Annotated in this window: 22 protein-coding genes and 2 pseudogenes; 8 read left to right on the top strand and 16 right to left on the bottom strand. The window is 71.8% G+C overall.

Annotation, left to right across the window (positions count from 1 at the left end):
- Positions 1–183: 183 nt before the first annotated feature.
- Positions 184–837 (bottom strand): DNA-binding response regulator, encoded by a 654-nt coding sequence (locus AB0P17_RS02265; RefSeq protein WP_365806780.1) that lies wholly within the window; start codon positions 835–837, stop codon positions 184–186.
- A gap of 6 nt (positions 838–843) precedes the next feature.
- Here AB0P17_RS02265 and AB0P17_RS02260 point away from each other — a divergent pair.
- The 3 genes and pseudogenes from AB0P17_RS02260 to AB0P17_RS02250 form a co-directional block, all read left to right on the top strand.
- Positions 844–1,440 (top strand): annotated as a pseudogene (locus tag AB0P17_RS02260) (aldo/keto reductase); the annotation flags it as partial.
- A 174-nt stretch (positions 1,441–1,614) separates the two neighbouring features.
- Positions 1,615–2,241, top strand: coding sequence for an NAD(P)-binding oxidoreductase (locus tag AB0P17_RS02255; RefSeq protein WP_365806778.1), 627 nt, complete (start codon positions 1,615–1,617; stop codon positions 2,239–2,241).
- Between the two features lie 72 nt (positions 2,242–2,313).
- The gene (locus tag AB0P17_RS02250) at positions 2,314–2,472 is read left to right on the top strand and encodes a hypothetical protein (RefSeq protein WP_365806776.1); all 159 of its coding nucleotides are present in this window, start codon (positions 2,314–2,316) and stop codon (positions 2,470–2,472) included.
- 203 nt (positions 2,473–2,675) lie between these two features.
- On the opposite strand, the gene AB0P17_RS02245 is transcribed toward AB0P17_RS02250, so the two are convergent.
- Positions 2,676–3,260, bottom strand: a complete 585-nt coding sequence (locus AB0P17_RS02245; protein ID WP_365806775.1) for a TetR/AcrR family transcriptional regulator — start codon at positions 3,258–3,260, stop codon at positions 2,676–2,678.
- 79 nt (positions 3,261–3,339) lie between these two features.
- Here AB0P17_RS02245 and AB0P17_RS02240 point away from each other — a divergent pair.
- Both AB0P17_RS02240 and AB0P17_RS02235 read left to right on the top strand, forming a co-directional pair.
- Positions 3,340–3,778: pseudogene (locus tag AB0P17_RS02240) on the top strand (tautomerase family protein).
- The gene (locus AB0P17_RS02235; protein WP_365806773.1) at positions 3,771–4,784 is read left to right on the top strand and encodes an alcohol dehydrogenase catalytic domain-containing protein; all 1,014 of its coding nucleotides are present in this window, start codon (positions 3,771–3,773) and stop codon (positions 4,782–4,784) included. The pseudogene AB0P17_RS02240 and the gene AB0P17_RS02235 overlap by 8 nt, the downstream one beginning before the upstream one ends.
- A 302-nt stretch (positions 4,785–5,086) precedes the next feature.
- Here AB0P17_RS02235 and glnA read toward each other — a convergent pair whose 3' ends face one another.
- The gene (gene glnA, locus AB0P17_RS02230) at positions 5,087–6,496 is read right to left on the bottom strand and encodes a type I glutamate--ammonia ligase (protein WP_365806771.1); all 1,410 of its coding nucleotides are present in this window, start codon (positions 6,494–6,496) and stop codon (positions 5,087–5,089) included.
- 242 nt (positions 6,497–6,738) lie between these two features.
- Here glnA and AB0P17_RS02225 point away from each other — a divergent pair, with 242 nt between their 5' ends.
- Complete coding sequence (locus tag AB0P17_RS02225) at positions 6,739–7,206, top strand: RDD family protein (RefSeq protein ID WP_365806769.1); 468 nt, start codon at positions 6,739–6,741, stop codon at positions 7,204–7,206.
- Between the two features lie 157 nt (positions 7,207–7,363).
- Here AB0P17_RS02225 and AB0P17_RS02220 read toward each other — a convergent pair whose 3' ends face one another.
- The 4 genes from AB0P17_RS02220 to lipB all read right to left on the bottom strand — a co-directional run bounded on the left by AB0P17_RS02220 (position 7,364) and on the right by lipB (position 10,724).
- Positions 7,364–8,062 (bottom strand): DUF4191 domain-containing protein, encoded by a 699-nt coding sequence (locus tag AB0P17_RS02220; protein WP_365806767.1) that lies wholly within the window; start codon positions 8,060–8,062, stop codon positions 7,364–7,366.
- A 10-nt stretch (positions 8,063–8,072) separates the two neighbouring features.
- Positions 8,073–8,342 (bottom strand): hypothetical protein, encoded by a 270-nt coding sequence (locus AB0P17_RS02215; protein ID WP_365806766.1) that lies wholly within the window; start codon positions 8,340–8,342, stop codon positions 8,073–8,075.
- 298 nt (positions 8,343–8,640) lie between these two features.
- Positions 8,641–9,606: a lipoyl synthase gene (lipA, locus tag AB0P17_RS02210; RefSeq protein ID WP_365806765.1), complete on the bottom strand. Its 966-nt coding sequence runs from the start codon at positions 9,604–9,606 to the stop codon at positions 8,641–8,643.
- A 206-nt stretch (positions 9,607–9,812) separates the two neighbouring features.
- Positions 9,813–10,724 carry a lipoyl(octanoyl) transferase LipB gene (gene lipB, locus AB0P17_RS02205; protein WP_365806763.1) on the bottom strand — a complete coding sequence of 304 codons (912 nt, stop codon included), beginning with the start codon at positions 10,722–10,724 and terminating at the stop codon, positions 9,813–9,815.
- 286 nt (positions 10,725–11,010) lie between these two features.
- On the opposite strand from lipB, the gene AB0P17_RS02200 reads away from it, so the two are divergent.
- Entirely contained in the window at positions 11,011–12,726 is a 1,716-nt protein-coding gene (locus tag AB0P17_RS02200) for a regulator (RefSeq protein ID WP_365806761.1), read from the top strand.
- 92 nt (positions 12,727–12,818) lie between these two features.
- Here AB0P17_RS02200 and AB0P17_RS02195 read toward each other — a convergent pair whose 3' ends face one another.
- Both AB0P17_RS02195 and AB0P17_RS02190 read right to left on the bottom strand, forming a co-directional pair.
- Positions 12,819–14,141, bottom strand: coding sequence for an NAD(P)/FAD-dependent oxidoreductase (locus tag AB0P17_RS02195; protein ID WP_365806760.1), 1,323 nt, complete (start codon positions 14,139–14,141; stop codon positions 12,819–12,821).
- Positions 14,142–14,596: 455 nt separating this feature from the next.
- Complete coding sequence (locus AB0P17_RS02190) at positions 14,597–15,484, bottom strand: TIGR01777 family oxidoreductase (RefSeq protein ID WP_365806758.1); 888 nt, start codon at positions 15,482–15,484, stop codon at positions 14,597–14,599.
- A 43-nt stretch (positions 15,485–15,527) separates the two neighbouring features.
- Between AB0P17_RS02190 and AB0P17_RS02185 the strand changes: the two genes are divergently transcribed.
- The gene (locus AB0P17_RS02185; protein WP_365806757.1) at positions 15,528–16,082 is read left to right on the top strand and encodes an N-acetyltransferase; all 555 of its coding nucleotides are present in this window, start codon (positions 15,528–15,530) and stop codon (positions 16,080–16,082) included.
- Between the two features lie 38 nt (positions 16,083–16,120).
- Here the strand turns inward: AB0P17_RS02185 and AB0P17_RS02180 are convergent, their stop codons facing one another.
- The 7 genes from AB0P17_RS02180 to AB0P17_RS02150 form a co-directional block, all read right to left on the bottom strand.
- A complete protein-coding gene (locus tag AB0P17_RS02180) occupies positions 16,121–16,642 on the bottom strand; it encodes a DUF4240 domain-containing protein (RefSeq protein WP_365806935.1) in 522 nt (173 codons plus the stop codon).
- A gap of 133 nt (positions 16,643–16,775) precedes the next feature.
- Positions 16,776–17,741: a WYL domain-containing protein gene (locus tag AB0P17_RS02175; protein ID WP_365806755.1), complete on the bottom strand. Its 966-nt coding sequence runs from the start codon at positions 17,739–17,741 to the stop codon at positions 16,776–16,778.
- A gap of 149 nt (positions 17,742–17,890) precedes the next feature.
- Positions 17,891–20,572, bottom strand: coding sequence for a pyruvate dehydrogenase (acetyl-transferring), homodimeric type (aceE, locus tag AB0P17_RS02170; RefSeq protein ID WP_365806753.1), 2,682 nt, complete (start codon positions 20,570–20,572; stop codon positions 17,891–17,893).
- 229 nt (positions 20,573–20,801) lie between these two features.
- Positions 20,802–21,425 carry a GntR family transcriptional regulator gene (locus AB0P17_RS02165; RefSeq protein ID WP_365806751.1) on the bottom strand — a complete coding sequence of 208 codons (624 nt, stop codon included), beginning with the start codon at positions 21,423–21,425 and terminating at the stop codon, positions 20,802–20,804.
- A gap of 157 nt (positions 21,426–21,582) precedes the next feature.
- Entirely contained in the window at positions 21,583–23,397 is a 1,815-nt protein-coding gene (gene sucB, locus AB0P17_RS02160; protein ID WP_365806749.1) for a 2-oxoglutarate dehydrogenase, E2 component, dihydrolipoamide succinyltransferase, read from the bottom strand.
- A 57-nt stretch (positions 23,398–23,454) separates the two neighbouring features.
- Positions 23,455–24,843, bottom strand: a complete 1,389-nt coding sequence (gene lpdA / locus AB0P17_RS02155) for a dihydrolipoyl dehydrogenase (RefSeq protein WP_365806748.1) — start codon at positions 24,841–24,843, stop codon at positions 23,455–23,457.
- A gap of 220 nt (positions 24,844–25,063) precedes the next feature.
- Positions 25,064–26,593 (bottom strand): leucyl aminopeptidase, encoded by a 1,530-nt coding sequence (locus AB0P17_RS02150; RefSeq protein ID WP_365806746.1) that lies wholly within the window; start codon positions 26,591–26,593, stop codon positions 25,064–25,066.
- Positions 26,594–26,728 lie beyond the last annotated feature (135 nt).

Below are 26,728 nucleotides of genomic sequence, written 5' to 3'. Positions count from 1 at the left end.
CCCACCGGCAGGGGGCAATACTGTCCTGGCACAGCCATGTTCACCTTGGACTGCGCCTCCGGGAGCTCTTTGACGTCGAAGGAGGCAACCGGCCGAACAAATCCGGTCGGAACACTCTCCAGACCTTCCTTGGCCGACGCCTGCCGCAACCGGCGCCTGTCGCCTGCTGCTGTGCTCAGGTAATCACCCTCGGTTCAGGCCCAGCTCGCCGACGCGTACTCCGGCCTGGAAACGCGAGCCTGCGTTGAGGGAGACGAGTAGTTCCGCGACGCGGCGACGGTAGGTGCGCAGCGACATGCCGAGTTCCCGTGCGGCTGTCTCGTCGGTGACGCCGGAGCCCAGGATCCGCAGGACTCTGCTGGTCTGGTCGTCGATCCGGGGCCGTTGCGAATCCAGGAAGGCGGCGAGGTCGATGGCGCTCTCCCAGGCGGCTTCGAACAGTGCGTACGCTCCGTCGACCAGGGCCGGTGCGGCGCTCACGGTGTACGTGCGGGGGCCGCGAGCGGCCGACAGGGGCCCCTCGGGGCCGGTGAGGATCATGGTTCGCCGGTCGATGAAGGTGGTGCCCCGGGACAGCGGGGTGGTGGTGATCCGGATGCGCATGCCGTGGTGAGCCATCTCGCGCAGGGACTCCCGGTCGCGTTCGTCTGCGAGCACTGCCGGAGTGTAGAGCTTGCGGGAGCGGTCCGCCCCGTTGCGCAGGATCGCCCGGTGGGCGGCCTCACGCGCGCCGGGCCAGGTGTCGAGATCGCGGCCGACATTCACCCACTCCGCGTAGTGCGACTCCGCCAGGGGCTTGATCCGCGCCCCGAGCTCAAGATCACCGTGAAGCATCATGAGCGGGTCATCGCCACCAAGGTGGGGCCCATCATCCGCCCCGACGGCCTCCACCACGGCACCCCGGCCGACCTGCGCGGCCTGGTCGAAGCCAACCTTGATGGCCTGGGCATGGACCGCCTCGATCTCGTCTACCTGCGCATCGGGGCGATGGCACCCCCGTACGGCGAGTCGCTCGCCGAGCGCTTCGAGGTGCTGGCCGCTCTCCGCGAGGAGGGCCTGATCCGTCACCTCGGCCTCAGCAACGTCGACACCGCCCATCTCGCGGAGGCTCGTGCCATCGCACCGGTCGTCGCCGTGCAGAACCAGTTCCACGCCGCCCAGCGCGACGATGCGGACGTCCTGGCCGCTTGCGAGGACTCCGGTATCGCCTTCGTGCCCTTCTTCCCGGTGGGCGGTGGCCGGGAACTCGACGACGAGCGGCTGGCCAAGGTGGCGGCCCGGCATCGCGCCACGGTTTCTCAGATCGGCCTCGCCTGGCTGCTGGCCTCGGCACCGGTGACTCTGGCCATCCCGGGCACGGGCTCCCTCTCCCACCTGGAGGAGAACATGGCCGCCACCACCATCACCCTTACCGAGGAAGACCTCGCCGACCTCGCCTGACAGCGAGCGTCGACCATGGCATCGCCCGGGAAGGACGCCATCCGCTGCCTGAAACGGTTCGTCGCCCGCGAGACCAACTGCCACCTACCTCATGTGATCCACACCACTCAACCGCTCCCACAGGCCGCTTGGCGATCTATAGGAGCCTCCTCGTGCACGAAGGACGCCCCGGACATGAAACTGCTGATTCTCGGTGCGACCGGCCCCACCGGTCGCCATGTCGTCGAGTCGGCCCTGCGTGCGGGGGACCAGGTCACCGCCCTGGTCCGTAACCCCGCAGCCCTGGGCGAGCTGGCGGAAAGGCTCACCATGGTGACGGGGGACGCGACCTCCCGCCGTGACGTCGGCGCCGCTATGGCCGGGCAGGACGCCGTCGTCGCCGCACTCGGCAGAGGGAACTCGGTGGTTGCCGACGACCTCTTCACGCGCTCCTCGGCGGCCGTGATCGCCGCAGCCGAGGAGACGGGCCTCTCCCGCCTGGTGTGGCTGTCGTCGTTCGGTGTCGGCCACACGCTCGCGTGGTCGAGCCCCGCGCAGAAGCTGATCTACCGGACGCTGTTGCGGTCGATCTACGCGAACAAGGAGACCGCCGACGAAAGCGTCCGCGCCAGCGGCTTGGACTGGACCCTCGTCTACCCGACCCGGCTCACCCATGGCCCGGCCAGGGGCACATACCGCGCGGAGGACCGGCTGCCGATGAAGGGCAACCCGACGATCAGCCGTGCGGACGTCGCCGCCTTCATGCACCAGGCGGCGCGCAGCGGCGACTGGATCCACCGCACCGCCGTCATCTCCGACTGAGCGTTCGGGAGCGCCCTGACGCACGTCGGCGGGTCCGGTCGCACCCTCTCAATGTTGGCCGGCGCCTGTGACATGCCGAAGCCGTCGCCGACCTGGTGGGTCACCTTCCGCGTCATCGACGAGGGCAGCTGGGGCTCGGACGGCGGCGTACTGTCCGTCCTCTCCCTTCTCGGCAGCGGCGTGTTCACCAAGGAGAAGGTCAAGGCCATCCGCGCGGCACTCGGAGCGTGACCCGGGCCCGTGCACCCCCCATCGGGCTCGGTGGACGCACGGGCCCGGCACGTTCCGCCCGGCCGCGGTCGCGCCAGCCTGTGCGCGCCGACGCCGTCCATCCGTGCGACAGCGACGCCCAAGGCCACCGTTCCAGCGCCCGCGACGGCGTTCGGCCAACCCGCCGCGCCCGGTCTGAGGTCGGATGAATGGTTCAGGTCCGGTCAGTTGCCTACGGTGACGGCGATGAGGGCCTGGAGCTGTTCGGCGGCATGGTCGAGGGGCTGGGTGCTGCGCTTGGCGCGGCACATGGCCACCGTGCCCTCGACGGCGGCGACGACGAGGGTGGCGAGCTGCGCGGCCTGCCCGGCTTCGGCGCCGTGTTCTCGAAGGGAGGCGGCGAGCAGGGTCTCCCACTGCTCGAAGACCTCGGCCGCGGCCGCCAGGGTGGGCGGGACCTCATCGGCCGGGGGCTCCTCGATGGCCACAGCCAAGACCGGGCAGCCCGCGTGGAAGTCGCTCTCCACGACGACCCGGCGCCATAGGTCCAGAAAGGCGCTCAGCCCCGCGGCCGGACCGGCTTCCAGTTCCTTGCGCAGCCTCCGGGCCACCCATTCGCCAGTGTGGCGAACAGCCTCGGCGGCCAGCTGCTGCTTGCCCTCGGGGAAGTAGTGGTATGTCGAGCCGAGCGGCGCCTTGGCGTGCTTGGCCATCTCCCTGATGCTCGTGGCGCTCAGCCCGCGCCGGCTGATCATGTCGGCGGCACCGGCCACGATCCGCTCGCGTGACGGTGCGCTGCGCTCGGCCACTGGCGCGCTCCCTTCTGGATATAACGTCCGTCATAGTCTACCGTGATCCACCCGTATGACGATCGTCATAGGAGCTGCCATGCCCATGATTCGGTTGACCGTGCCCGCAGCTGCCCTGACCGACGAGGGCCGCGCGACCGTCCAGCGCGACCTCGCGGCCGTGCTGCTGCGCTGGGAGGGAGCACCCGACAGCGCCTTCTTCCGCGCCCAGGCGTGGAGCTATCTCGTCGAACTGCCCGCAGGCACCCAGCGGACCGCCGAGGACGACGCCCCCCGCTTCCTCGTAGAGGTGACGGTGCCGGCGGGGGCGCTGTCCGAGCGGCGCAAGGTCGGGCTCGTCGAGGATGCGACGAAGACGGTTCTGGCCGCCCGCCGGTCTCACCGCGGACGACGCGCTGCGGGTGTGGGTGCTGGTGCACGAGCAGCCGGACGGAACCTGGGGCGCGGGCGGATCCGTCATCCGCTACGCCGACCTCGTCGCGCTGGCGCAGCAGAGCAAGGAGCAGGGCGATGCGTGAGCTGACGTACGTCGCCCCCCGCACGGTCGAGTGGCGAGAAGCCCCCGATCCCAAGGCCGAATCCGGCCAGGAGGCGATCGTCGCACCGGTCGCCGCGACCTCCTGCGACGTGGACTCCGCGATCCTGGCCGGACACGGCTTTATCGACCCGCCGTTCGCCCTCGGGCACGAGTGCGTCGCCCGCGTGGTCGACATCGGCGACGCCGTCACCACCGTGACTCCCGGCGACCTCGTCGTCGTGCCCTGGTCCATCAGCTGCGGCACCTGCGACAACTGCCGCACGGGACTGACCGCCCACTGCGCATCGGTCCCGCACATGGCCATGTACGGCGCACCGATCGGCGGCAGCTGGGGTGGCCTCTTCTCCGACTTGGTCAGAGTCCCGTACACGGACGCCATGCTGGTGCCCCTGCCCGCCGGCCTCGACCCCGTGGCCATGGCCTCGGCGAGCGACAACTGGTCCCTGTCCTGGCGCCTGGTCGCGCCCCACCTGAGGGCCCGCCCCGGTGCCCGGGTACTGGTCATGGCCCGGGGCAGCATCGGCCTGTACGTATGCGACATCGCCCGAGCCCTCGGCGCCTCCGACATCCTCTACGTCGACCCAGACCCCGAGCACCGCGAGCTCGCCGAAAGCTTCGGGGCCCGCACCGCCGAAGCGATCGAACCCATCCGGCACGGCTTCGACATCGCCATCGAGGCCACCGGCCGCGTCGACCAGCTCACCCTCGCCGTCAAATCCCTCGCCCCTGAGGGCATCTGCGAATCGGCCGGCAACCACTTCCGCCCCGGCGAACTGCCCCTGCTCGACATGTACCTCACCGGCGTCACCCTGCGCATCGCCCGCGACAACGTCCGCGCCCACATCCCCGACGCCCTTGCCCTCGCCGCCTCCGGCACCGTCGCACCCGAACGCGTTGTCTCCCACGTCCTCGACTGGGAACAACTCCCCGACGCGCTGCCGGAAAAGCACCTCAAGCCCGTCTTCGTCCGCGACACCACCCCGTAAGGCCAGGTCGGGGACCCACGAGGAAGATCCCCGCAGGTCCCCGACCTCGACCTGTTACCCGGAGGCGAAGAAGGCCGCAGCCGCGCACAGAGGTTGGACAAGCCGACGAGGGCCGCCACCCCGACTATGGGGTAGCGGCCCTCGCCGGCGTTCCTGGCATCACGTCAGTGAATCGGCCGGGCTGTGCACACTCGGTGCGCAGGGGGGCGGGGGGCAACCGGTGGTAATGGGAACTGCTGAGGATGGTCCTCCCAGGTCACGGCCAGTTCCAGAGCTTCAGCCCGGGTCGCCCGACCTGCCCTTTAGATGTCGAAGTACAGCTCGAACTCGTGCGGGTGCGGACGGAGCTGGATCGGCGCGATTTCCTTTGTGCGCTTGTAGTCGATCCACGTCTCGATCAGGTCCGCCGTGAAGACGCCGCCCGCCTGGAGGTACTCGTTGTCCGCCTCCAGCGCGTCCAGGACCGCCGGGAGGGAGGTCGGGACCTGGGGGACGCCCGCGTGCTCCTCGGGGGCGAGCTCGTAGAGGTCCTTGTCGATCGGCTCGGCCGGCTCGATCTTGTTCTTGACGCCGTCCAGGCCCGCGAGGAGGAGCGCGGAGAAGGCCAGGTACGGGTTGGAGGACGGGTCCGGGGCGCGGAACTCGACGCGCTTGGCCTTCGGGTTCGAGCCTGTGATCGGGATGCGCATCGCGGCGGAGCGGTTGCGCTGCGAGTAGACCAGGTTGACCGGGGCCTCGAAGCCGGGGACCAGGCGGTGGTACGAGTTCACCGTCGGGTTGGTGAAGGCCAGCAGCGACGGGGCGTGCTTCAGGATGCCGCCGATGTAGTAGCGGGCGGTGTCCGAGAGGCCCGCGTAGCCCTGCTCGTCGTAGAAGAGCGGCGTGCCGCCCTGCCACAGGGACTGGTGGACGTGCATGCCGGAGCCGTTGTCACCGAAGATCGGCTTGGGCATGAAGGTCGCGGTCTTGCCGTTGCGCCAGGCGACGTTCTTCACGATGTACTTGAAGAGCATCAGGTCGTCGGCGGCGGCCAGCAGCGTGTTGAACTTGTAGTTGATCTCGGCCTGGCCGGCGGTGCCCACCTCGTGGTGCTGGCGCTCGACCTGGAGGCCGGACGCCTCCAGCTCCAGGGAGATCTCGGCGCGCAGGTCGGCGAAGTGGTCGACCGGCGGGGCCGGGAAGTAGCCGCCCTTGTAGCGGACCTTGTAACCCCGGTTGTCCTCGACCGCACCGGTGTTCCAGGCGCCCGCCTCGGAGTCGATGTGGTAGAAGCCCTCGTTCGCCGTGGTGTTGAAGCGCACGCTGTCGAAGACGTAGAACTCGGCCTCGGGGCCGAAGTACGCGGTGTCCGCGATGCCGGTGGAGGCGAGGTACGCCTCGGCCTTCTTGGCGATGTTGCGCGGGTCGCGGCTGTACTGCTCGCCCGTGATCGGGTCGTGGATGAAGAAGTTGATGTTCAGCGTCTTGTCGCGGCGGAACGGGTCCACCCGAGCCGTCGACAGGTCCGCGCGCAGCGCCATGTCGGACTCGTGGATGGCCTGGAAACCACGGATCGAGGAGCCGTCGAACGCCAGCTCCTCGGTCGGGTCGAACGCCTTCGCCGGGATCGTGAAGTGCTGCATCACGCCAGGCAGGTCGCAGAAGCGGACGTCGACGAACTTGACGTCCTCGTCCGCGATGAACTTCTTGGCCTCGTCGGCGTTCTGGAACATCCAGCTCCTCCTCCTCCCGTCCCGGGGAGGGGCGGGGGTTATCGGTCGTGCGGCCAGTGCGGTGGCACACGCTGGACCCGACCTTAGGTTTCCGGGATTTCTCCAGCATGACCCATTTGTTTCGTCGAAGTTAACCAGCCAGGGTGTGTGCCGGGGGTACGACGGCTCCGCACGCGTACCCCGGCGCCCCTGGTGCCAACCCCGTCCCGGGGGCGCCGGCACCGCCGCAGTACCGTGGACGGGTGGACAACAGGCAAGTAATCGGATCGTGGCTCTCGGGGCCCCGCGCCGCGGCCGAGAACATGGGCGTCGACTTCGGCTACCGGGGCGAACGGCTCGGTCTGCCGGAGCACGGCCCCGGCTCCGTCGCCCCGCTCGGTCGGCGCTTCGGCGCCCTCTTCGTCGACTGGGGGCTCTGCATGCTGATCGCATACGGACTCCTCGCCGACGGTGACTGGCAGGCATCGGGCAACTGGGCCCTCGGGGTGCTCCTCGTGCTCGGCGTGCTCACCGTCGGCACGGTCGGCTTCACGCCGGGCAAGCGCGTTTTCGGCCTTCGTGTCATCGCCGAGGACGGCGGGCGCCTGGGCTTCTGGCGCGTTCTCGTCCGTACGGTGCTGCTCTGCCTGGCCATCCCCGCGCTGGTCTGGGACCGCGACGGGCGCGGGCTGCACGACCGCCTCGCGCGGGCCGTGCAGGTACGCGCCTGAGGGCGAGCCGGGGCTTGCGCGGGTACGTGAAGCGCCGGGGCAGGAAGACATGAAGAGAGGGCGGTCGGAGAGTTCTCCGGGCCGCCCTCTTCTGTTTCTGTGGTTTCTTCCGCGCTTCCGCTGTCGCCGCTCGGCCGTGTGCGCTGGCCGTGAGCGCCTAGCGCATCTTTCCGCCGCGCGGCATCCGCATGCCCTTCGGCATCGGCCCCTTCGGCAGCGGCATGTTGCTCATCAGGTCGCCCATCGCCCGCAGCCGGTCGTTGGCCGCCGTCACCTGCGGGCCGGCCAGCACCCGGGGCAGCTTCAGCATGGTCGTACGGACCTTCTTCAGCGGCACCTGGCCCTCGCCGTCACCGACGATGATGTCGTGCACCGGTACGTCGACCACGATGCGCGCCATCTTCTTCTTCTCGGCGGCCAGCAGGCCCTTCACCCGGTTCGGGTTGCCCTCGCCCACCAGGACGATGCCCGCCTTGCCCACCGCGCGGTGGACGACGTCCTGGCTGCGGTTCATGGCGACCGCCGGGGTCGTGGTCCAGCCACGGCCGACGTTCTCCAGGACCGCGGCCGCCGCGCCCGGCTGGCCTTCCATCTGACCGAAGGCGGCCCGCTCCGCGCGTCGCCCGAAGACGATCGCCATCGCGAGGAACGCCAGGATGAAGCCCAGGATCCCCAGATAGATGGGGTGATCGATCAGGAAGCCGATCGCGAGGAAGACACCGAAGGTGACGATTCCCACACCACCGACGACAAGCCCGACCTTCGAGTCGGCCCGCCGGGTCATCTTGTAGGTGAGGGCGATCTGCTTCAGTCGCCCCTGGTTCGCAGCAGTGTCTGCGTTGTCCTTCCTCGCCATGCCCAGAAGTTTACGTGGCGTGGGAAGTAGCGGCAGACGCGGCCTCCAGTACATGCTCCGCCTCGACCCGGTCCTTGGCCCTGCGGCGGTCCTCCAGGACGGCCGTCCAGGCGTTGCGGCGGGCCGTGCGCTGGCCGGCGCTCAGGAACAGGGACTCCACGGCGCGCAGCGCGGTGGAGACGGAGGGCAGGGTGGCGGGCAGGGCCGCGGAGCGGCGGGTGGGTGTGTCCGCCGCCGTCGCCTCCGTGACGGTGGTGGGTCGTACCGGCGCGACCTGCATGATGGCGGTCCCCTCAGGAGCGGTGAAGGCAGACGTGCGAGCGCACGCACAAGCGAACGGATGAGCGGAGCGTGGGACGTCTGTTCGCGGAGTGTGCGTTCAGTGTCACTCACTGGTGTTACCAGGGCGTGACCGAACGGTCAAACGTGGATGAAACCCTGGCGCGGGGGCGGAAGTCGGACCCCGAACGAATGTGCGGCCCGTACGCCCCCTTGACCTGCGAGGAGCGTACGGACCGCGATGCGCGGGGCGCTACCGGCTGGTAGTCACTTGTGCGCCGATTCACACAATCCGCGGCTCATACCGCCTGGGCGACGGCCGTCGCGTCGCGCCGTTCGATCGCCTGCTGGTAGAGCCGGCCCGCGCGGTACGACGAACGCACCAGCGGTCCGGACATGACACCGGAGTAGCCGATGGCGTCCGCCTCGTCCTTCAGTTCCACGAACTCGGCGGGCTTCACCCAGCGCTCGACGGGGTGGTGGCGTGCGGACGGCCGCAGGTACTGGGTGATGGTGATCAGCTCGCATCCGGCGTCGTGGAGCTGGCGCAGGGCCTCGCTGATCTCCTCGCGGGTCTCGCCCATGCCCAGGATCAGGTTGGACTTGGTGATCAGCCCCGCCTCGCGGGCGCGGGTGATCACGTCGAGGGAGCGCTCGTAACGGAAGCCGGGGCGGATCCGCTTGAAGATCCGCGGCACCGTCTCGACGTTGTGCGCGAGCACCTCGGGCCGCGACGAGAAGACCTCGGCGAGCTGCTCCGGCACCGCGTTGAAGTCCGGGATGAGCAGCTCGACCTTGGTGTGACCGCTCTCGCGCTCCGCGGTCAGCGCGTGGATCCGGCGGACGGTCTCCGCGTAGAGCCAGGCCCCGCCGTCCTCCAGGTCGTCGCGGGCGACGCCGGTGATGGTGGCGTAATTGAGGTCCATGGTGACGACGGACTCGCCGACGCGGCGCGGCTCGTCGCGGTCCAGCGGCTCGGGCTTACCCGTGTCGATCAGGCAGAAGTCGCACCGTCGCGTGCACTGTTCGCCGCCGATGAGGAAGGTGGCCTCGCGGTCCTCCCAGCATTCGAAGATGTTGGGACAGCCGGCCTCCTGGCAGACCGTGTGCAGGCCCTCGCTCTTCACGAGCTTCTGCAACTGCTGGTACTCGGGGCCCATTTTCGCCCGGGTCTTGATCCACTCGGGCTTGCGCTCGATGGGGGTCTGGCTGTTCCGGACCTCCAGGCGCAGCATCTTGCGTCCGTCGGGTGCGACAGCGGACACGTCCGGCACCTCTCTCTGCTGGCGCGGCATTCGATTCTTCGGCGAACACCAGGTTACGCCCGTTATTTGCGTGGTCTTACGTCTGGCCAACCCCTGGGCGGAGAGGCGCATTCCCCGGTGGGTCTCCGGGTGCGTTCCGCGGTGCGTTCCCCCGTACGGGCGAGGCCGTACGGGCGGGGCCTGTCACCGCGCCCGCCGCGCGCGCCCTACGCGCTGGCTTTCAGCGCCGCGGCCGCCGGCCCGGTCTCCCGTACGGGATCTCCCGCGCCCTCGCGTACGGGCTCCCGTACGAGCTCGGTCACCGGCTCGCGCCCGATCGCGCGCGGCGTCGGCTCGGCTCCCTCCAGGATGTCCCGCAGGTGCCTCTCCACGACGGGGACGACCTCCGCGACCGTGATCTCCCGGCCCAGTTCGTACGAGAGCGATGTCACGCCCGCGTCCCGGATCCCGCACGGCACGATCCGGTCGAACCAGGTGTTGTCCGGGTTCACGTTGAACGAGAAGCCGTGCATCGTCACGCCCTTGGCGACCCGGATCCCGATCGCCGCGAGCTTGCGGTCCTCCCGGCGCTGGCCCGCGTTGGACGGGGCGTACTCGGGCCCGTTGAGCCGGGGGTCGAACTCCTCGTCCGTCAGCCGCGGGTCCGCCCCCGGCGCCGTTCCGGGCGCGAGGTCCAGCGAGAGCCCGCCCAGTGAGGCGCGCTCCGGCACCGGATCGCCCAGCACCCACACACCGCTGCGCCCCTCGACCCGGCTGGTCTCCAGGCCGAACTCGGCGGCCGTGCGGATCAGCGCGTCCTCCAGGCGGCGGACGTGCGCGACGACGTCCACCGGACGCGGCAGCTTCAGGATCGGGTACCCCACGAGCTGCCCCGGACCGTGCCAGGTGATCTTCCCGCCGCGGTCCACGTCGACGACAGGGGTGCCGTCGAGCGGGCGCTCACTGTCCGCCGTGCGCCGCCCGGCCGTGTAGACCGGCGGATGCTCCAGCAGCAGACAGGTGTCGGGGACCTCGTCCGCGAACCGGGCCGCGTGGACCCTGCGCTGCTCCTGCCACGCCTCCTGGTACTCGACCGCCTCCGCGCCGAAACCGAGATGGACGTACCGCAGCTCACCCACGGCAGAGCCTCCTTACCACCGGCCGAGAAACTTTCGTCCTGCACGCATTGCGCCCTTGCCACTGTACGGCGGCCTCCGGACGGAGGGCCGGGCAGGTGCCCGGCACCCAGGGGCCCGCCGCCGACGCGGATTCATGGACTTGTCCCACGTCAGCGACGCAATCGATCCTCACACGATCGGATGAATGTGGGGCGAACGTGGCAGTGAGACCGGTCACGGCTACTACATTCGCGCCGTTCCATAAGGGCTGCTCCCTTGGCCCGGAAGGCAGGAGACCGTACAGCACATGTCGGAACGACCTCCGCAGCGCACCCCCAACCGCCAGCTCGCCGCCCTCATCGCCGAAGCCGGATTCTCCCACGCGGGTCTCGCCCGCCGGGTGGATCAGCTCGGCCTTGAGCACGGCCTCGATCTGCGGTACGACAAGACGTCGGTGACCCGGTGGCTGCGCGGGCAGCAGCCACGCGGCACCACCCCCGCACTGATGGCCGAGGTCTTCACCCGCCGGCTCGGACGCCGGCTCTCCGCGCAGGATCTGGGGCTGGACGCCTGTGCCCCGGTCTACGCGGGCCTCGAATTCGCCTCGACCCCCGAGGAAGCCGTCGACATCGTCGGCGGACTGTGGCGCAAGGACTCCGGCAGCCACAACGAACTGCGCAAGATCGCGTTCACCCCCGCCGGCCTGGTCGTCCCCAGCCGCGACTGGCTGATCGGACGCGCCGACGAACGGGTGGCCCACCCGGGTCCCACCGCCGCGCCGGCCGGTCCCGCCCCGTCCGCCGGTCCCGCCCCGTCCGCCGGTCCCGCCGCTCCGGCCGGCCCCGGCGGCCGGGCCGCGCCCGGTACAGCGCCCACCGGAGCCGCTTCCGGCCGTATCCCCGGTCCCGTCCCGCCGCGCCCCGGCCGGGGGCCGGGAGCCGCCCGGGTGCCCGCCCAGGGGCAGGCCCAGGGGAGACCCCACGCCCCGGGGCACGCCGCGCAGGGGCCGCAGGGCGCCCTCGCCCAGCACGCCCAGCACGGCCAGCACATCCCGGCCGTCCCGTCGGCCCTCTCCGCCCTGTCCGGCGTCCCGCGCCAGCGCACCGAACGCGCCGTCGGCCAGCGCGTCACCACCGGCGACATCGAGGCCCTGCGCTCCGTCGGCGACCTCTTCCGCACCCTCGACCACGCCTACGGCGGCGGCCACGCCCGCCAGGCCCTCGTGCGCTATCTGGAGCACGAGGCCGAACCGATGCTGCGGGGCCTGTACGGCGAGACCACCGGCCGCAGGCTCTTCGCCGCCGCGGCCGATCTGACCCGGCTGGCCGGCTGGACCTCGTACGACATCGCCGCGCACGGCCTCGCCCAGCGCTACTTCGTCCAGGCGCTGCGGCTCTCCCAGGCGGCCGGGGACCGGGCGTACGGCTCGTACGTCCTGGTCACGATGAGCCGGCAGGCCGTCTACCTCGGCCACGGCCGCGAGGCGGTCCAGCTCGCCCGCGTCGCCCAGCAGGGCATCGGCGCGTCCGCGCCCCCGGTCGTCCAGGCGCTGCTGCACTCCGCCGAGGCGCGCGGGCACGGCGTGCTCGGCGAGGCACGGGCGTGCTCCGCCTCGCTCGTACGGGCCGAACGCGCTCTGGAGGCGGTGCGCCCCGGCGACGAGACGCCGCGCTGGGCGCGCTTCTTCGACGAGGCGCAGTTCGCGGACGAGCTGGCCCACTGCCACCGCGATCTCCAGCAGCACCGCGTCTCCGTCCAGCACGCCGAGCGCTCGCTCCAGCTGCGCGCCCCCGAGTACGCCCGCAGCCGCCTCTTCTGCCGGGTCGTGCTCGCCTGCGGGCGTCTCGGCCTCGGCGAGCTGGACCAGGCGTGCGTGCTCGGCGCGGAGGCCGCCCGGCAGGCCACGGAGATGCGGTCGGCGCGTGCGGTGGAGTACGTACGCGACTTCGAGCGGCGGCTGGAGCCCTACCGGGACGCCGCGGCCGTACGGAACTACCGCGACCGGGTGGCCGCGATCGGCTGAGGAGCGCCATGCGGTGAGCCGCGTGGTGAGCCGGTCCCGTCCGGGGGAGGTCGACGCCCGGACGGGACCGGAGCTGTGTGTCCGGGACGCCGCTACGCCACCGCGGCGATCGGCGCCGTCTCGTACGCCGGGCGTACGCCCAGGTCGCGCAGGATCGCGTGGGCGGCGCGGCGGCCCGAGAAGAGCGCGCCCTGCACGGTGTTCATGTCGCGGTGGTCGCCGCACACGTACAGCCCCGACAGCAGCCGGACCGGCCGGCGCAGGTCGTGCGGCGGGTCCATCGCCGGTACGGACTCCGGGTCGTGATGGACCGCCAGCAGCTCCCAGTCGTCGGTCGGTGTCCCGTACAGGCGGGCGAGGTGCGCGCGGACCGTACGGTCCAGCTCGGCGGCCGGGGGAGGGGTGCCGAGCACCGTCGACGAGATCAGTACGCGGCCCTCGGGCGCGCGCGACGGGTCCACCGCGCTCATCACGGCCGTGTGCGTGACGGGACCCTCGCGGTCGGCGTCCAGCAGCAGCGCGGGTTCGGCCAGCGGGGGCGCGGGCGCCGTGTGGTGCAGCACCGTCACGGGGTGGAACTCCGGCACCCGCAGCCCGGGCAGCAGCTCGGCCGCGGCCCGCGCGCCCGTCGCCAGGACGAGCGAGCGGCAGGCGATCTCGCCGTGCTCCTTGGTGCTCACGCAGTTGATCGAGGTGTCCGTGACACAGACGTCCGTACGGACCGTGCCCTCCGGCAGGGTCCGCGCCAGCAGTTCCGGCAGGGTGGCGGAGCCGCCGGCGGGGACGAAGAGCCGGCCCCGCGCGAACGCCCGCAGCGCGAGATCGGCGCACCGGCTCGACGTCCGGAGTTCCGGGTCGCAGAGCAGCGCGGTGAGCAACGGGCGTATGAAGCCGTTGACGGTACGGGCGGGCAGCCCGCGCACCGCGAGCGCCTCCCCGGCGGTCCGCTCGGGGCGGCCCATCAGCCGGGCCGTCGGCGTCGCCGCGAGGCGCCCCAGGGCGGCGCTGAGCCGCGCCTGGTCGACCGCGCCGCCCAGCGGCGGACGGGGGGCGCTCGCCAGGGCGCGCGCGACGGTGAGTGCGCTCCGCGCGCTCCCGACCGCACCGGTGCGGTAGTTCCTGCCCTCGCTGTGCACGAGGACGCCCGGCGAGAACATCCGCACGGCCGCGCCTTCGAGCCCCGGCGTGCGGAGCAGATCCGGGTACGAGGTGGTGAGGAGCCGTCCGCCGCGGTCCAGCCGGAAGCCGTCGACCTGGTCCGTGGCCATCCGGCCGCCGATGTGGGGGGCGGCCTCCAGGACGCTGACCGTGACGCCCGCGCTGGTGAGGTGGTGCGCGGCGGACAGACCTGCGAGGCCGGCTCCGATGATGACGACGTCTGCGTGGTGCGCGGTGCTGAGTGCGGTGCTGAGCACGTGCCCCTCCCCGAGGTCAGCGCGGCTGGGTGGGTGGCCCGATGCCCGGCACCGGATCCGATGCCCGCACCGGACCACCCGGAACGCCCCGGACGAGCGAGTCCGCGGTCCCGCCCGCGGCGCCACCGCGGACCCACTCGTCGAGTTCCGGGTCGAGCGTAGGGACGGATGGGCGCCGGGCGGACGCGCGCGGACGGGGGCACCGATGCATGGGGGGTGCGTGGTCCCGGGCGCCGGACGCGGCCGGACCGCGCGGGAGACTCCGCCCGGGCTCCGGCCCGTTCCGTGTGCGCTCCCGGGCCCGGCCACGAGCACGGCGGACCCGCTCCAGGGGCGCGGCGCCCCGCGCCGGCCCCCGTGACGCCGCACCGGTCCCGCGGGCGCCACACCGCCCCGTGACGCCGCCCCGTCCCGCGCCGCGCGCTCGCCCCGCCGGGCGCCTCCTGTCCCGCCCGCTACACCGCCGCCCGTACCGCCTCGTCGATCGTCGGGAACGCGAACGTGAAGCCCGACTCCAGCAGCCGCGACGGCACCACCCGCTGGCTGCCCACGATGTCGTCCGCCAGGTCGCCCACCACCAGCCGCAACGCCGCCGCGGGGACCGGGAACGGGGTCGGGCGGTGCAGGACGCGGCCCATCGCCGCCGTCACCTCGCGGTTGGTGACGGGCTCCGGGGCCGTCAGATTGACCGGGCCCTCCAGCCCCTCCGTGTCGACGAGGTGCCGCAGCGCCGCCACCTCGTCGTGCAGCGAGATGAAGCTCCAGTACTGGTCGCCCGAACCGAGCCGGCCGCCGAGCCCCGCGCGGAAGAGCGGGAAGAGCCGCCCCCACGCGCCGCCCTTGCGCGCGACCACCAGACCGGTGCGCGGGAAGACCGTACGGATGCCCGCCTCCTCCGCCGGCAGCGCGGCCTCCTCCCACTCCACACAGAGCGACGGCAGGAAGCCGTCCCCCGGAGGGGTGCTCTCGTCCACCTTCCGGTCCCCGGTGTAGCCGTAGAACCCGATGGCCGAGCCGGAGACCAGCACCCGGGGCGGCGCGTCGAGCGTGGTGAGGGCCTCCGCGAGGGTGGCCGTGCCGAGGATCCGGCTGTCCCTGATCTCCCGCTTGTACGCGTCGCTCCAGCGCCGGTCCCCGACGCCCGCGCCGGCGAGGTGGACGACCGCCTCGCAGCCGTTCAGCTTCCCCGCGTCGATCGTCTGCCGCGCGGGGTCCCACGCGATCTCGTCCGCCGCGCGCGCCGCGTGCCGTACCAGCCGCGTCACCTCGTGCCCGTCCGCGCGCAGGGAGCTGACAAGTGCCGTACCGATGAGCCCGGTCGAACCGGTGACCGCGATTTTCATGCACCCATCCTGCCTCCGGAACATCACATGGCACAGTTGCGCCATGGTGGAACCCCGGATACGTCCCGCCGAGCGCGCGGACGACGACGCCCTCGGCGCACTCGACCGCGCGACCTGGTCACCGCTGCACGCCGTCACGCCGCGCCCGCGACCGCCGTACGGACCGTTCTTCGACGCCCAGCACCGGCCGGAGGACTTCCTGGTCGCCGAGACCGACGGAGACGGGAGCGGACGCGGACGGGCAGGCGGGACCGGACGCGCGGGCGGCGAGTCAGGTCCGGACCGGATCGCCGGGTACATCCGCGTCGCCCGCCCCACGCCCCTCGCCAGCAACGCGCACGTACGGCAGATCCAGGGCCTCACGGTGTACCCGTGGGCGCGCGGCCGGGGCGTGGCGCGCGCTCTGCTGCGCGCGGGCGTGCTGCACGCGCGCAACCAGGGCGCGCGGCGGCTGACCCTGCGCGTCCTGGGGCACAACGCACCGGCGCGGGCGCTCTACGAGGCCGAGGGCTTCCGCGTCGAGGGGATCCTGCCGGGGGAGTTCCTCCTCGACGGCGCGTACGTCGACGACGTCCTCATGGGGCTCCCGCTGGAGTGAGCCGCCGGGCGCGGCCCCGGAACGGGCGGCGACCGGGCTCACTCGCCGCCGAAGCGCTCCGTCAGCCTGGGGAAGCGTTCCGCCAGCGCGGCCTCGTCCTCGAAGTCCAGCGGGGTGCCCTCCGGCTCCGGGAGCTGCGCCGCGATCCCCAGGGCGGGCGCCACCACGCCCGTGAGCTGTTCGTACGCCTCGTCCGCCGCGTACCCCAGCTCCTCGCCGTCCCCGTCGACGGTCTCGTCGAACTCGTCCAGCAGCTCGGCCAGGCTGTCCGGGTCGTGCAGCGCGCCCTCGAAGACCTCCCGGCCCTGCCCGATCAGCCAGCAGCGGAAGTAGTCGAAGGCGTCGTCGCTCGCGCCGCCGAGCAGGACGGCCGCCGCGCCCCAGAGATCCCAGTGGTAGGCGCGGTTGTAGCGCGACTCGAAGTGCCGCGCGAAGTCCAGTACGGAGTCGGGGTCGAGCTGGAGAAGCCGTTCGACCAGCAGGTCGGCATGGTCCTCGGGGTCGCCGTCGGCGGCCTCGCGGGTGCTGTCGACGATCTCCCAGAACTCCGTCTCGTCCATCACGGGTCAAGCATCGTGCCTGAGGAGGAGCGGCGCACGCGGAGCCGCGAGTCGCAGGACTTCTGTGACCTGCCGCGTCCCCGCGCCCCCTGCCGCGTCCCCGCGCCCCCTGCCGGCCCCCACGCCGCCCGGCTTACCGGTACAGGTCGCGCATCCGTGCCGCCGCCTCCGCGAACCGGCGCCGCAGCGCCTCCGGCGCCAGCACCTCCGCGTCCGGGCCCAGCGTGAGCAGCTGCGTGTACGCCACCTCCTCCGACTCCACCGGCAGCGTCACGGTGATCCGGCCCTCCGCGTCCGCCGGGGCCGCCGCCTCGACCGCCTCCGTGGCGGCCACCCGGTCCGCCACGTACGGCAGCCTGCGGGCGCCCTCGGGCGAGAGGCGTACCTCGATCTCCGTGTGCAGCAGGGAGCGCGCGAACTCCGCCGCGCGCTCCTCCCAGAACGCCGGCAGATCGAAGGTCTCCTCGCGGGAGAAACGTTCCTGCAAGGGTTCGACCGCGGTGAACCGCTCGATCCGGTAGACCCGGAACGTGCCCTCCGTGGCGGCGCACAAATACCAGACGCCCGCCTTCAGCACGAGACCGTACGGCGCAAGCTCCCGCTCCACCTCCACGTCCTTGCGCAGGTAGCGCGCCGCCACCAGCCGGTCGCCCCACACCGCCTCCGCGACCACGGGCAGCAGCTCCGGGGTCCCCGGCTCCTGGTACCAGCCGGGCGCGTCGAGGTGGAAGCGCTGCGCCGCCGCGGCCGGGGCGTCCCGCAGCGACGGCAGCAGCGCCGCCGAGACCTTCAGCCGGGCGGCCGACGAGATGTCGTCGAGCCCCATCTCGCGCAGCGCCCCCGGCACCCCGGAGAGGAACAGCGCCTCCGCCTCGCCGCGCGCCAGGCCGGTCAGCCGGGTGCGGTAACCGCCGATCAGCCGGTACCCCCCGGACCGGCCCCGGTTGGCGTACACCGGGACGCCGGCCTCGGAGAGGGCCTGGGCGTCCCGGGTGATCGTGCGTTCGGACACCTCCAGCTCACGGGCCAGTTCGCCCGCCGTCATCGAGGGTCTGGACTGAAGGAGAAGGACCATTTTGATCAGGCGGGCAGCACGCATACGTCCATCATGCAGGGAGCCCCCGCCACCGAGTGACAGGGGCTCCCCGGCCTGCTATAGGGGATCTGACGGTCGGTCGTCAGAGACCGTAGCGGATCCGGCGGGCCGGCCGTCAGAGACCGTAGCGGATCCGACGGGCCGGCCGTCCGTCAGAGGCCGTAGCGCTCCCGCGCCTCCGCGATCCGCTCCGGCTTGACCTCGCCGCGCCGCGCGAGCTGCGCCAGCGCCGCGACCACGATCGACCGCGCGTCCACCCCGAAGTGGCGGCGCGCCGCCTCGCGGGTGTCCGAGAGCCCGAAGCCGTCCGTACCGAGCGAGCTGTAGTCCTGCTCCACCCACTGGCTGATCTGGTCCGGCACCTGCCGCATCCAGTCGCTGACCGCGAGCACCGGGCCCGGGGCGCCCGCCAGCGCGCGCGTCACGTACGGCACCTTCTCCTCGCCGCGCAGCAGGGCCTCGTCGGCCTCCAGCGCGTCCCTGCGCAGCTCGCTCCAGGAGGTGGCGGACCAGACGTCGGCCGTCACGCCCCAGTCGGCGGCGAGCAGTTCCTGTGCCTCCAGGGCCCAGTGGATCGCCGTACCGGACGCCAGGAGCTGGATCGCCGGTGCGTCGGCCGCCGCCGGGACGCCCTCCTTGAAGCGGTACAGGCCCTTGACGATGCCCTCCTCGACGCCCTCGGGCATCGCGGGCTGCGGCATCGGCTCGTTGTAGACCGTCAGGTAGTAGAAGACGTTCTGGTCCTCGCCGGGCACGGGCTCGCCGTACATCCGCCGCAGACCCTCCTTGACGATCACCGCGATCTCGTACGCGAACGCCGGGTCGTAGTTGAGCGACGCCGGGTTGGTGGCCGCGATGAGGTGCGAGTGGCCGTCCGCGTGCTGGAGCCCCTCGCCCGTCAGCGTCGTCCGGCCCGCGGTGGCGCCGACGATGAAGCCCTTGCCGAGCTGGTCGGCGAGCTGCCACATCTGGTCGCCCGTGCGCTGCCAGCCGAACATCGAGTAGAAGATGTAGAACGGGATCATCGTCTCGCCGTGCGTCGCGTACGACGTGGCGGCGGCGATGAAGTCGGCCATCGAACCGGCCTCGGTGATCCCCTCGTTGAGGATCTGGCCGTCCTTGGCCTCCTTGTAGTACATGATCTGGTCGCGGTCGACCGGGTCGTACGTCTGGCCCAGCGGCGAGTAGATGCCGGCCGACGGGAACAGCGCCTCCATGCCGAAGGTGCGGGCCTCGTCGGGGACGATCGGGACCCAGCGCTTGCCGGTCTCCTTGTCCCGCATCAGGTCCTTCATCAGCCGGACGAACGCCATCGTCGTCGCCACGGACTGCTTGCCCGAGCCCTTGGTGACGGCCTGGAACGGCTTCTCCGACGGCTGGGGCAGCGCGACCGCGTGCACCCGGCGGGCCGGGGCGGGGCCGCCGAGCGCCGCGCGCCGCTCCTGGAGGTAGCGCACCTCGGGGGAGTCCGCGCCGGGGTGGCCGTACGGCACCAGGCTGTCGTCGAGTTTCGCGTCCGGGATCGGCAGGTCCAGCAGGTCGCGCATGGTGCGGAACTGCTCGCCGGAGAGCTTCTTCATCTGGTGGTTGGCGTTGCGCGACTCGAAGCCGGCGCCGAGCGTGTAGCCCTTCACCGTCTGCGCGAGGATCACGGTCGGCGCGCCCTCGTGGGCCAGCGCCGCCCGGTACGCCGCGTACACCTTGCGGGCCTCGTGGCCACCGCGCGAGGTGAAGAAACACTCGGCGATCTTCGCGTCGGTCAGCAGCTTCGCCAGCTCGACGAGGGCCGGCTCGGCGCCGAAGAAGTGCTCACGGATGTACGCGACGTCCCGCGTGGCGTACGTCTGGAACTGGGCGTCCGGCACCTGGCGCAGCCGGCGTACCAGCGCGCCCGTGGTGTCCAGCGCGAACAGCTCGTCCCAGGCGGAGCCCCACAGCGTCTTGACGACGTTCCAGCCGGCGCCGCGGAACTGGGCCTCCAGCTCCTGCACGACCCGGAAGTTCGCGCGGACCGGGCCGTCGAGCCGCTGGAGGTTGCAGTTGATGACGAAGGTCAGGTTGTCGAGGCGCTCCCGCGCCGCGAGGGCGAGGGCCGCCGTCGACTCGGGCTCGTCCATCTCGCCGTCGCCGAGGAACGCCCAGACGTGCGAGGCGGAGGTGTCCTTGATGCCGCGGTTGGTCAGATAGCGGTTGAACCGCGCCTGGTAGATCGCGGAGAGCGGGCCGAGGCCCATGGAGACGGTGGGGAACTCCCACAGCCACGGCAGCCGCCGCGGGTGCGGGTACGAGGGGAGACCCTGGCCGCCCGCCTCCTGGCGGAAGTGGTCCAGGTCCGTCTCGGTGAGCCGGCCGTCGAGGAAGGCACGGGCGTAGATGCCGGGGGAGGCGTGGCCCTGGACGTAGAGCTGGTCACCCGAGCCGTCACCCTCCTTGCCGCGGAAGAAGTGGTTGAAGCCCGTCTCGTACAGCCAGGCCGCGGAGGCGAAGGTGGCGATGTGCCCACCGACGCCGTACCGGGCGCCGCGGGTGACCATCGCCGCCGCGTTCCAGCGGTTCCAGGCGGTGATCCGGGACTCCATCTCCAGGTCGCCGTCGAACGCGGGCTCGGCGGCGGTGGGGATGGTGTTCACATAGTCGCTCTCCAGCAGCTCGGGCACCGGGACCCCGGCGGTTCCCGCGTGCTGGAGGGTGCGCCGCATCAGGTACGCGGCGCGGTGCGGGCCCGCGTGTTCGGTGACGGCGTCCAGGGAGGCCGCCCATTCGGCGGTCTCCTCGGTGTCACGGTCCGGGAGCTGGTCCAGCTCGCTCGGAAGCTTGCCTACGGGGTCGGGCATCATCGCCGCCTTCCGGACAGGAGGGGGGTGGAGAAGTGGTCATGTCTGGCAGGACAGGACGCTGGGCTGGGTGCAGCCCGTCGTCGACTGTAAAACGCTGATCGATGATCGATCAAAGGGTTGAACGGCAAAACTTCTCGATCTCAAGGAATTGGCATCCCGTGCCGCACGAAAGGGCACGGAGTGACGGACGGGAATTCATGACAGAAGTGGGACAGAGAGGGGTGATTCAGGCGCGTGGTGCGCATCCGAGCACATGGTCCTTCACCAGTGAGCCGATGCCCGGGTCCCGTCTGCGGAACGCTTCGACCAGCTCCTGATGCTCCTCGGCGTACGACTTCTGCACCGTGCCCAGCCAGCGGATCGACAGCGCGGTGAAGACCTCGATGCCGAGCCCCTCCCAGGTGTGCAGCAGCACAGCGTTACCGGCCGCCCGCACCAGCTCCCGGTGGAAGCCCACCGTGTGCCGCACCTGCGCGGTCCCGTCGGCCGCCCGGTCCGCCGCGTACAGCGCCGTCACGTGCGGCTCCAGCGCGGAACAGTCCACGGCCAGCCGCTCGGCGGCCAGCTCGGCGGCGATCTGCTCCAGACCGGCCCGTACGGGATAGCTCTCCTCCAGGTCGGCCGCGGTCAGGTTCCGGACCCGTACGCCCTTGTTGGGCGCCGACTCGATCAGCCGCAGGGACTCCAGCTCGCGCAGCGCCTCGCGTACGGGCGTCTGGCTGACCTGCAGTTCCGTCGCGATCCGGCGCTCGACGATCCGCTCGCCCGGCTTCCAGCGACCGCTGACGATCCCCTCCACGATGTGCTCGCGGATCTGTTCGCGCAGCGAGTGGACGACAGGCGGACTCATGAAGGGCTCCTCGGGCCGGGAAGATGTCTGGACAATACGGCGGTACGCACCGAACGACAGCGCCCCCGCCCGGACTTTTCTCCGGGCGGGGGCGCCATTGCCGTACGGGGGATGCCTGCGACGCTCCCGCGGTCGTCCCAGGCCGGGGCTCCACCTCTTACAGGCCGAGCTCCACCTCGAACTCGCCGGCTTCGAGGATCGCCTTGACCGCCGTCAGGTAGCGGGCGGCGTCGGCGCCGTCCACCAGACGGTGGTCGTAGGAGAGCGCGACGTACGTCATGTCGCGTACCGCGATGGTCTCGCCGAGGTCCGGGTGGTTGATGACCACCGGGCGCTTGACGGTGGCGCCGATGCCCAGGATGGCGACCTGGGTCGGCGGCACGATGACCGTGTCGAAGAGCGCGCCGCGCGAGCCCGTGTTGCTGATGGTGAACGTGGCGCCCGCCAGGTCGTCCGGGGTGATCTTGCTCGCCCGGACGGCCGCCGCCAGCTCCGCGGTCTTCTTGGAGATGCCGGCGATGTTCAGGTCGCCCGCGCCCTTGATGACCGGGGTCATCAGACCCTTCTCGGAGTCCACCGCGATACCGATGTTCTCCGAGTCGAAGTACGTGATCGTGCCCTCGCCCTCGTTGATCCGGGCGTTGATGACCGGGTGGGCCTTCAGCGCCTGGGCCGCCGCCTTGACGAAGAACGGCATCGGGGACAGCTTGACGCCCTCGCGGGCGGCGAAGGAGTCCTTCGCCTGCGCGCGCAGCCGCATCAGCTTCGTGACATCGACCTCGACCACGGTGGTGAGCTGGGCCTGCGTGTGCAGCGCCTTCACCATGTTGTCGCCGATGACCTTGCGCATGCGGGTCATCTTGACGGTCTGACCGCGCAGCGGGGACGCCTCCAGCCTCGGCGCCCTGGACGCCGCCGGGGCGGCGGCGGCCGGAGCCGGGGCGGCAGCGGCGGCCTTGGCGGCCGCGGCCGCTTCGGCGGCGGTGATGACGTCCTGCTTGCGGATCCGGCCGCCGACGCCGGTGCCCTTGACGGACGCCAGGTCGACCGCGTTCTCCGCGGCGAGCTTGCGGACCAGCGGCGTGACGTACGCGCCGGCGTCGTCGCCCGCGGGGGCGGCCGGGACGGGCGCGGGGGTGACCGCGGCCGGCGCGGCCGGAGCCGGAGCGGCGGGGGCGGCCGGCGCGGGCGCCGGAGCCTTCGGGGCCTCCTGTACGGGGGCGGCCGGGGCGGGAGCCGGGGCCGGAGCGGCCGGAGCCGGGGCGGGAGCTGCCGGAGTTGGAGCCGGAGCCGCGGCCGGGGCGGCCGGAGCAGCGGCGGCGGGGGCGGCCGGGGCCGCGCCCGGGGCGCCGATGACAGCCAGCTTCGCGCCGACCTCCGCGGTCTCGTCCTCGCCGACCACGATCTCCAGCAGCACACCGGCGACCGGGGCGGGGATCTCGGTGTCGACCTTGTCGGTGGAGACCTCCAGCAGCGGCTCGTCCTCCGCGACCTCCTCGCCGACCTCCTTCAGCCAGCGGGTGACGGTGCCCTCGGTGACCGACTCGCCCAGCGCGGGCAGCGTGACATCGGTGCCGGAGGCACCACCGGCCGGGGCGGCCGGCGCGGCGGGCGCGGGCGTGGCGGCCGGAGCCGGAGCCGGGGCCTCGGCGGCGGGGGCCGGGGCGGCCGGAGCCGGAGCCGCGGCGGGGGCCGGAGCGGCCTCGGTCGGCTGGGCCGCCGCCTGGCCGCCCGTGCCGTCGTCGATGATCGCGAGCTCGGCGCCGACCTCGACGGTCTCGTCCTCGGCGACCTTGATGGACGCCACGACACCGGCGACGGGCGCCGGGATCTCGGTGTCGACCTTGTCGGTGGAGACCTCCAGCAGCGGCTCGTCGGCCTCGACGCGCTCGCCCTCGGCCTTCAGCCAGCGGGTGACAGTGCCCTCGGTGACGCTCTCGCCGAGCGCCGGCAGGGTTACGGAAACCGACATGGTTTCAGTTGCTCCTATCGAATGTACGGAAGTGGTCGTCGCGCCCGGACTGAACCATCAGTCGTGGGAGTGCAGCGGCTTGCCGGCCAGGGCCAGGTGGGCCTCGCCGAGCGCCTCGCTCTGGGTGGGGTGCGCGTGGATGAGCTGCGCGACCTCGGCCGGCAGAGCCTCCCAGTTGTAGATGAGCTGAGCCTCGCCGACCTGCTCGCCCATACGGTCACCGACCATGTGGACACCGACCACGGCACCGTCCTTGACCTGGACGAGCTTGATCTCGCCGGAGGTCTTGAGGATCTTGCTCTTTCCGTTGCCCGCGAGGCTGTACTTGAGGGCGACGACCTTGTCCGCGCCGTAGATCTCCTTGGCCTTGGCCTCGGTGATGCCGACGGAGGCGACCTCGGGGTGGCAGTACGTCACCCGCGGCACGCCGTCGTAGTCGATCGGAACGGTCTGGAGACCAGCCAGCCGCTCCGCGACGAGGATGCCCTCGGCGAAGCCCACGTGCGCGAGCTGGAGGGTCGGGACCAGGTCGCCGACGGCCGAGATCGTCTCGACGTTCGTCCGCATGTACTCGTCGACCACGACATAGCCGCGGTCCATCGCGACGCCCTGCTCCTCGTAACCGAGCCCCTGCGAGACCGGGCCGCGGCCGATCGCGACCAGCAGCACCTCCGCCTCGAAGGTCTTGCCGTCGGCGAGCGTGACACGGACGCCCGTGTCGGTGTACTCCGCCTTGTCGAAGAACGTACCGAGGTTGAACTTGATCCCGCGCTTGCGGAACGCGCGCTCCAGCAGCTTCGAGCTGTTCTCGTCCTCGACCGGGACCAGGTGCTTCAGGCCCTCGACGACCGTGACGTCCGTGCCGAAGGACTTCCACGCGGAGGCGAACTCGACGCCGATGACGCCGCCGCCCAGGATGATCGCGGACTGCGGGACGCGGTCCAGCGTCAGCGCGTGGTCGGAGGAGATGATCCGGTCGCCGTCGATCACCAGGCCCGGCAGCGACTTCGGTACGGAACCGGTCGCGAGGAGGACATGGCGGCCCTGGACGCGCTGACCGTTCACGTCGACGGAGGTGGGGGACGAGAGCCGGCCCTCGCCCTCGATGTACGTCACCTTGCGGGAGGCGACCAGCCCCTGGAGCCCCTTGTACAGGCCCGCGATCACGTCGTCCTTGTACTTGTGGACCCCGGCGATGTCGACACCCTCGAAGGTGGCCTTGATGCCGAACTGCGCGCTCTCGCGGGCTTGGTCGGCGATCTCGCCGGCGTGCAGCAGGGCCTTCGTGGGGATGCAGCCGTTGTGCAGGCAGGTGCCGCCCAGCTTGTTCTTCTCGATCAGTGCGACGTCCAGGCCCAGCTGCGCTCCGCGCAGCGCCGCGGCGTAACCGCCGCTACCGCCGCCGAGGATCACTAGGTCGAAAACGGTGCTGGCGTCGTTCGCCACGTCACGTCCTCCATGCATGTGCGCCGGGCGCGGTCTCACATCGACCGGGCGGCGGCTGGTCTTCGGCCGCTATGTCTTCGGCCCTGTGGTGGGGGCCCTGTCCTGCCGATTACCCATCTTTGCACGGTGCGCGGCCCGACGGGGTCGGGGGTCACGGTGCGAACGGACACCCCGCCCGCACCACGACCCCCGCCCGCCACCGCCCGGGGTGCCCCCGGGATCAGCCCAGGTCGCCCGCGGCGGTGCGCTCCGCCAGCCGCACCAGCGTGCGGACCGAGGAGCCCGTGCCGCCCTTGGGGGTGTAGCCGTACGGGGCTCCCTCGTGGAAGGCCGGGCCCGCGATGTCCAGGTGGGCCCAGGTGATGCCCTCGCCGACGAACTCCTTCAGGAAGAGGCCCGCGACCAGCCCGCCGCCCATCCGCTCACCCATGTTCGCGATGTCCGCGGTGGGGGAGTCCATGCCCTTGCGCAGGTCGGCGGGGAGCGGCATCGGCCAGGAGGCCTCGCCCGCCTCCTCGGCGATCTCGTGGAGCGAGGTACGGAACGCGTCGTCGTTCGACATGATCCCGAAGGTGCGGTTGCCCAGCGCCAGCACCATCGCGCCGGTCAGCGTCGCCACGTCCACGATCGCGTCCGGGTTCTCCTCCGAGGCGCGGGTCAGCGCGTCCGCCAGCACGAGCCGGCCCTCGGCGTCGGTGTTGAGGACCTCGACGGTCTTGCCGCTGTACATGCGCAGCACGTCACCGGGGCGGGTCGCCGACCCCGACGGCATGTTCTCGGCCAGCGCCAGCCACCCGGTGATGTTGACCCGCAGGCCCAGCCGCGCGGCGGCGACGACCGTGGCGAACACGGCGGCGGCGCCGCTCATGTCGCACTTCATCGTCTCGTTGTGCCCGGCGGGCTTGAGGGAGATGCCGCCCGAGTCGTAGGTGATGCCCTTGCCGACGAGCGCGAGCGTCTTCTCCGCGTCGGGGTGCGTGTACGCGAGCTTCACCAGGCGCGGCGGGTTGGCCGAGCCCTGGCCGACGCCGAGGATGCCGCCGTAGCCGCCCTTGGCCAGCGCCTTCTCGTCCAGGACCTGGACCTTGACGCCGTTCTCCTTGCCCGCGGCGGTGGCCACGGCGGCGAAGGACTCGGGCGTGAGGTCGTTCGGCGGGGTGTTCACGAGGTCACGGGCGCGGTTGACCTCCTCGGCCAGCGCGATCGCGCGCTCGGCGGCCCGCTTGTGGGCCTTGTCACGCGGCTTGGCGCCGACCAGCGCCACCTCGCCGAGCGGCCGCTTGGGGCCCTGGCCCTTCTTCGCGTTCTTCTCGCCGCCCTGGTAGGCGGTGAAGGCGTACGCGCCCAGGAGCGCGCCCTCGGCGATCGCCTCGATGTCCTCGACCGACTCGACGGGCAGCGCGAACGCGGCCTTCTTGACGCCGGAGAGGGCACGCGCCGCCGCACCGGCGGCCCGGCGCAGCGTCTCGGCGCCGTACGTCTCGTCCTTCTCCGGTACGGGGCCGAGGCCGACCGCGATGACGACCGGGGCCTTCAGGCCGCCCTGCGCGGGCAGCTTGGTCACCTCGCTCTCGCCGCCGGAGGCACCGAGTGTCTCCAGGACGGCGGCGAGTTTCCCGTCGAACGCCGTGTCCACGGCCTCGGAGCCCGGTGCCGCCACCGGCCCCTTGGCGCCCTTCGCGACGCCGACGACGATCGCGTCGGCGCGCAGGGTCGCCACGCCGGCGGGCTTAAGAGTGAGAGCAGTCACGGTGGTGAAATCTCGCTTTCATTGAGTTCTCGACGGCCGGGGGGTTGCGCCGGCCGTGCCCGCCGCGGCGGCCCGTCCCGGCCGCGCGGCGGGATTGAGCCTACGCTCGGTGATGGACGCGCATCACAGCGGCGG

The sequence above is a fragment of the Streptomyces sp. NPDC088124 genome, assembly GCF_040685895.1.
Taxonomy (GTDB): domain Bacteria; phylum Actinomycetota; class Actinomycetes; order Streptomycetales; family Streptomycetaceae; genus Streptomyces.
Note: the sequence above shows the minus strand (reverse complement) of the source record. Positions and strands in the feature narration are given on the sequence as shown.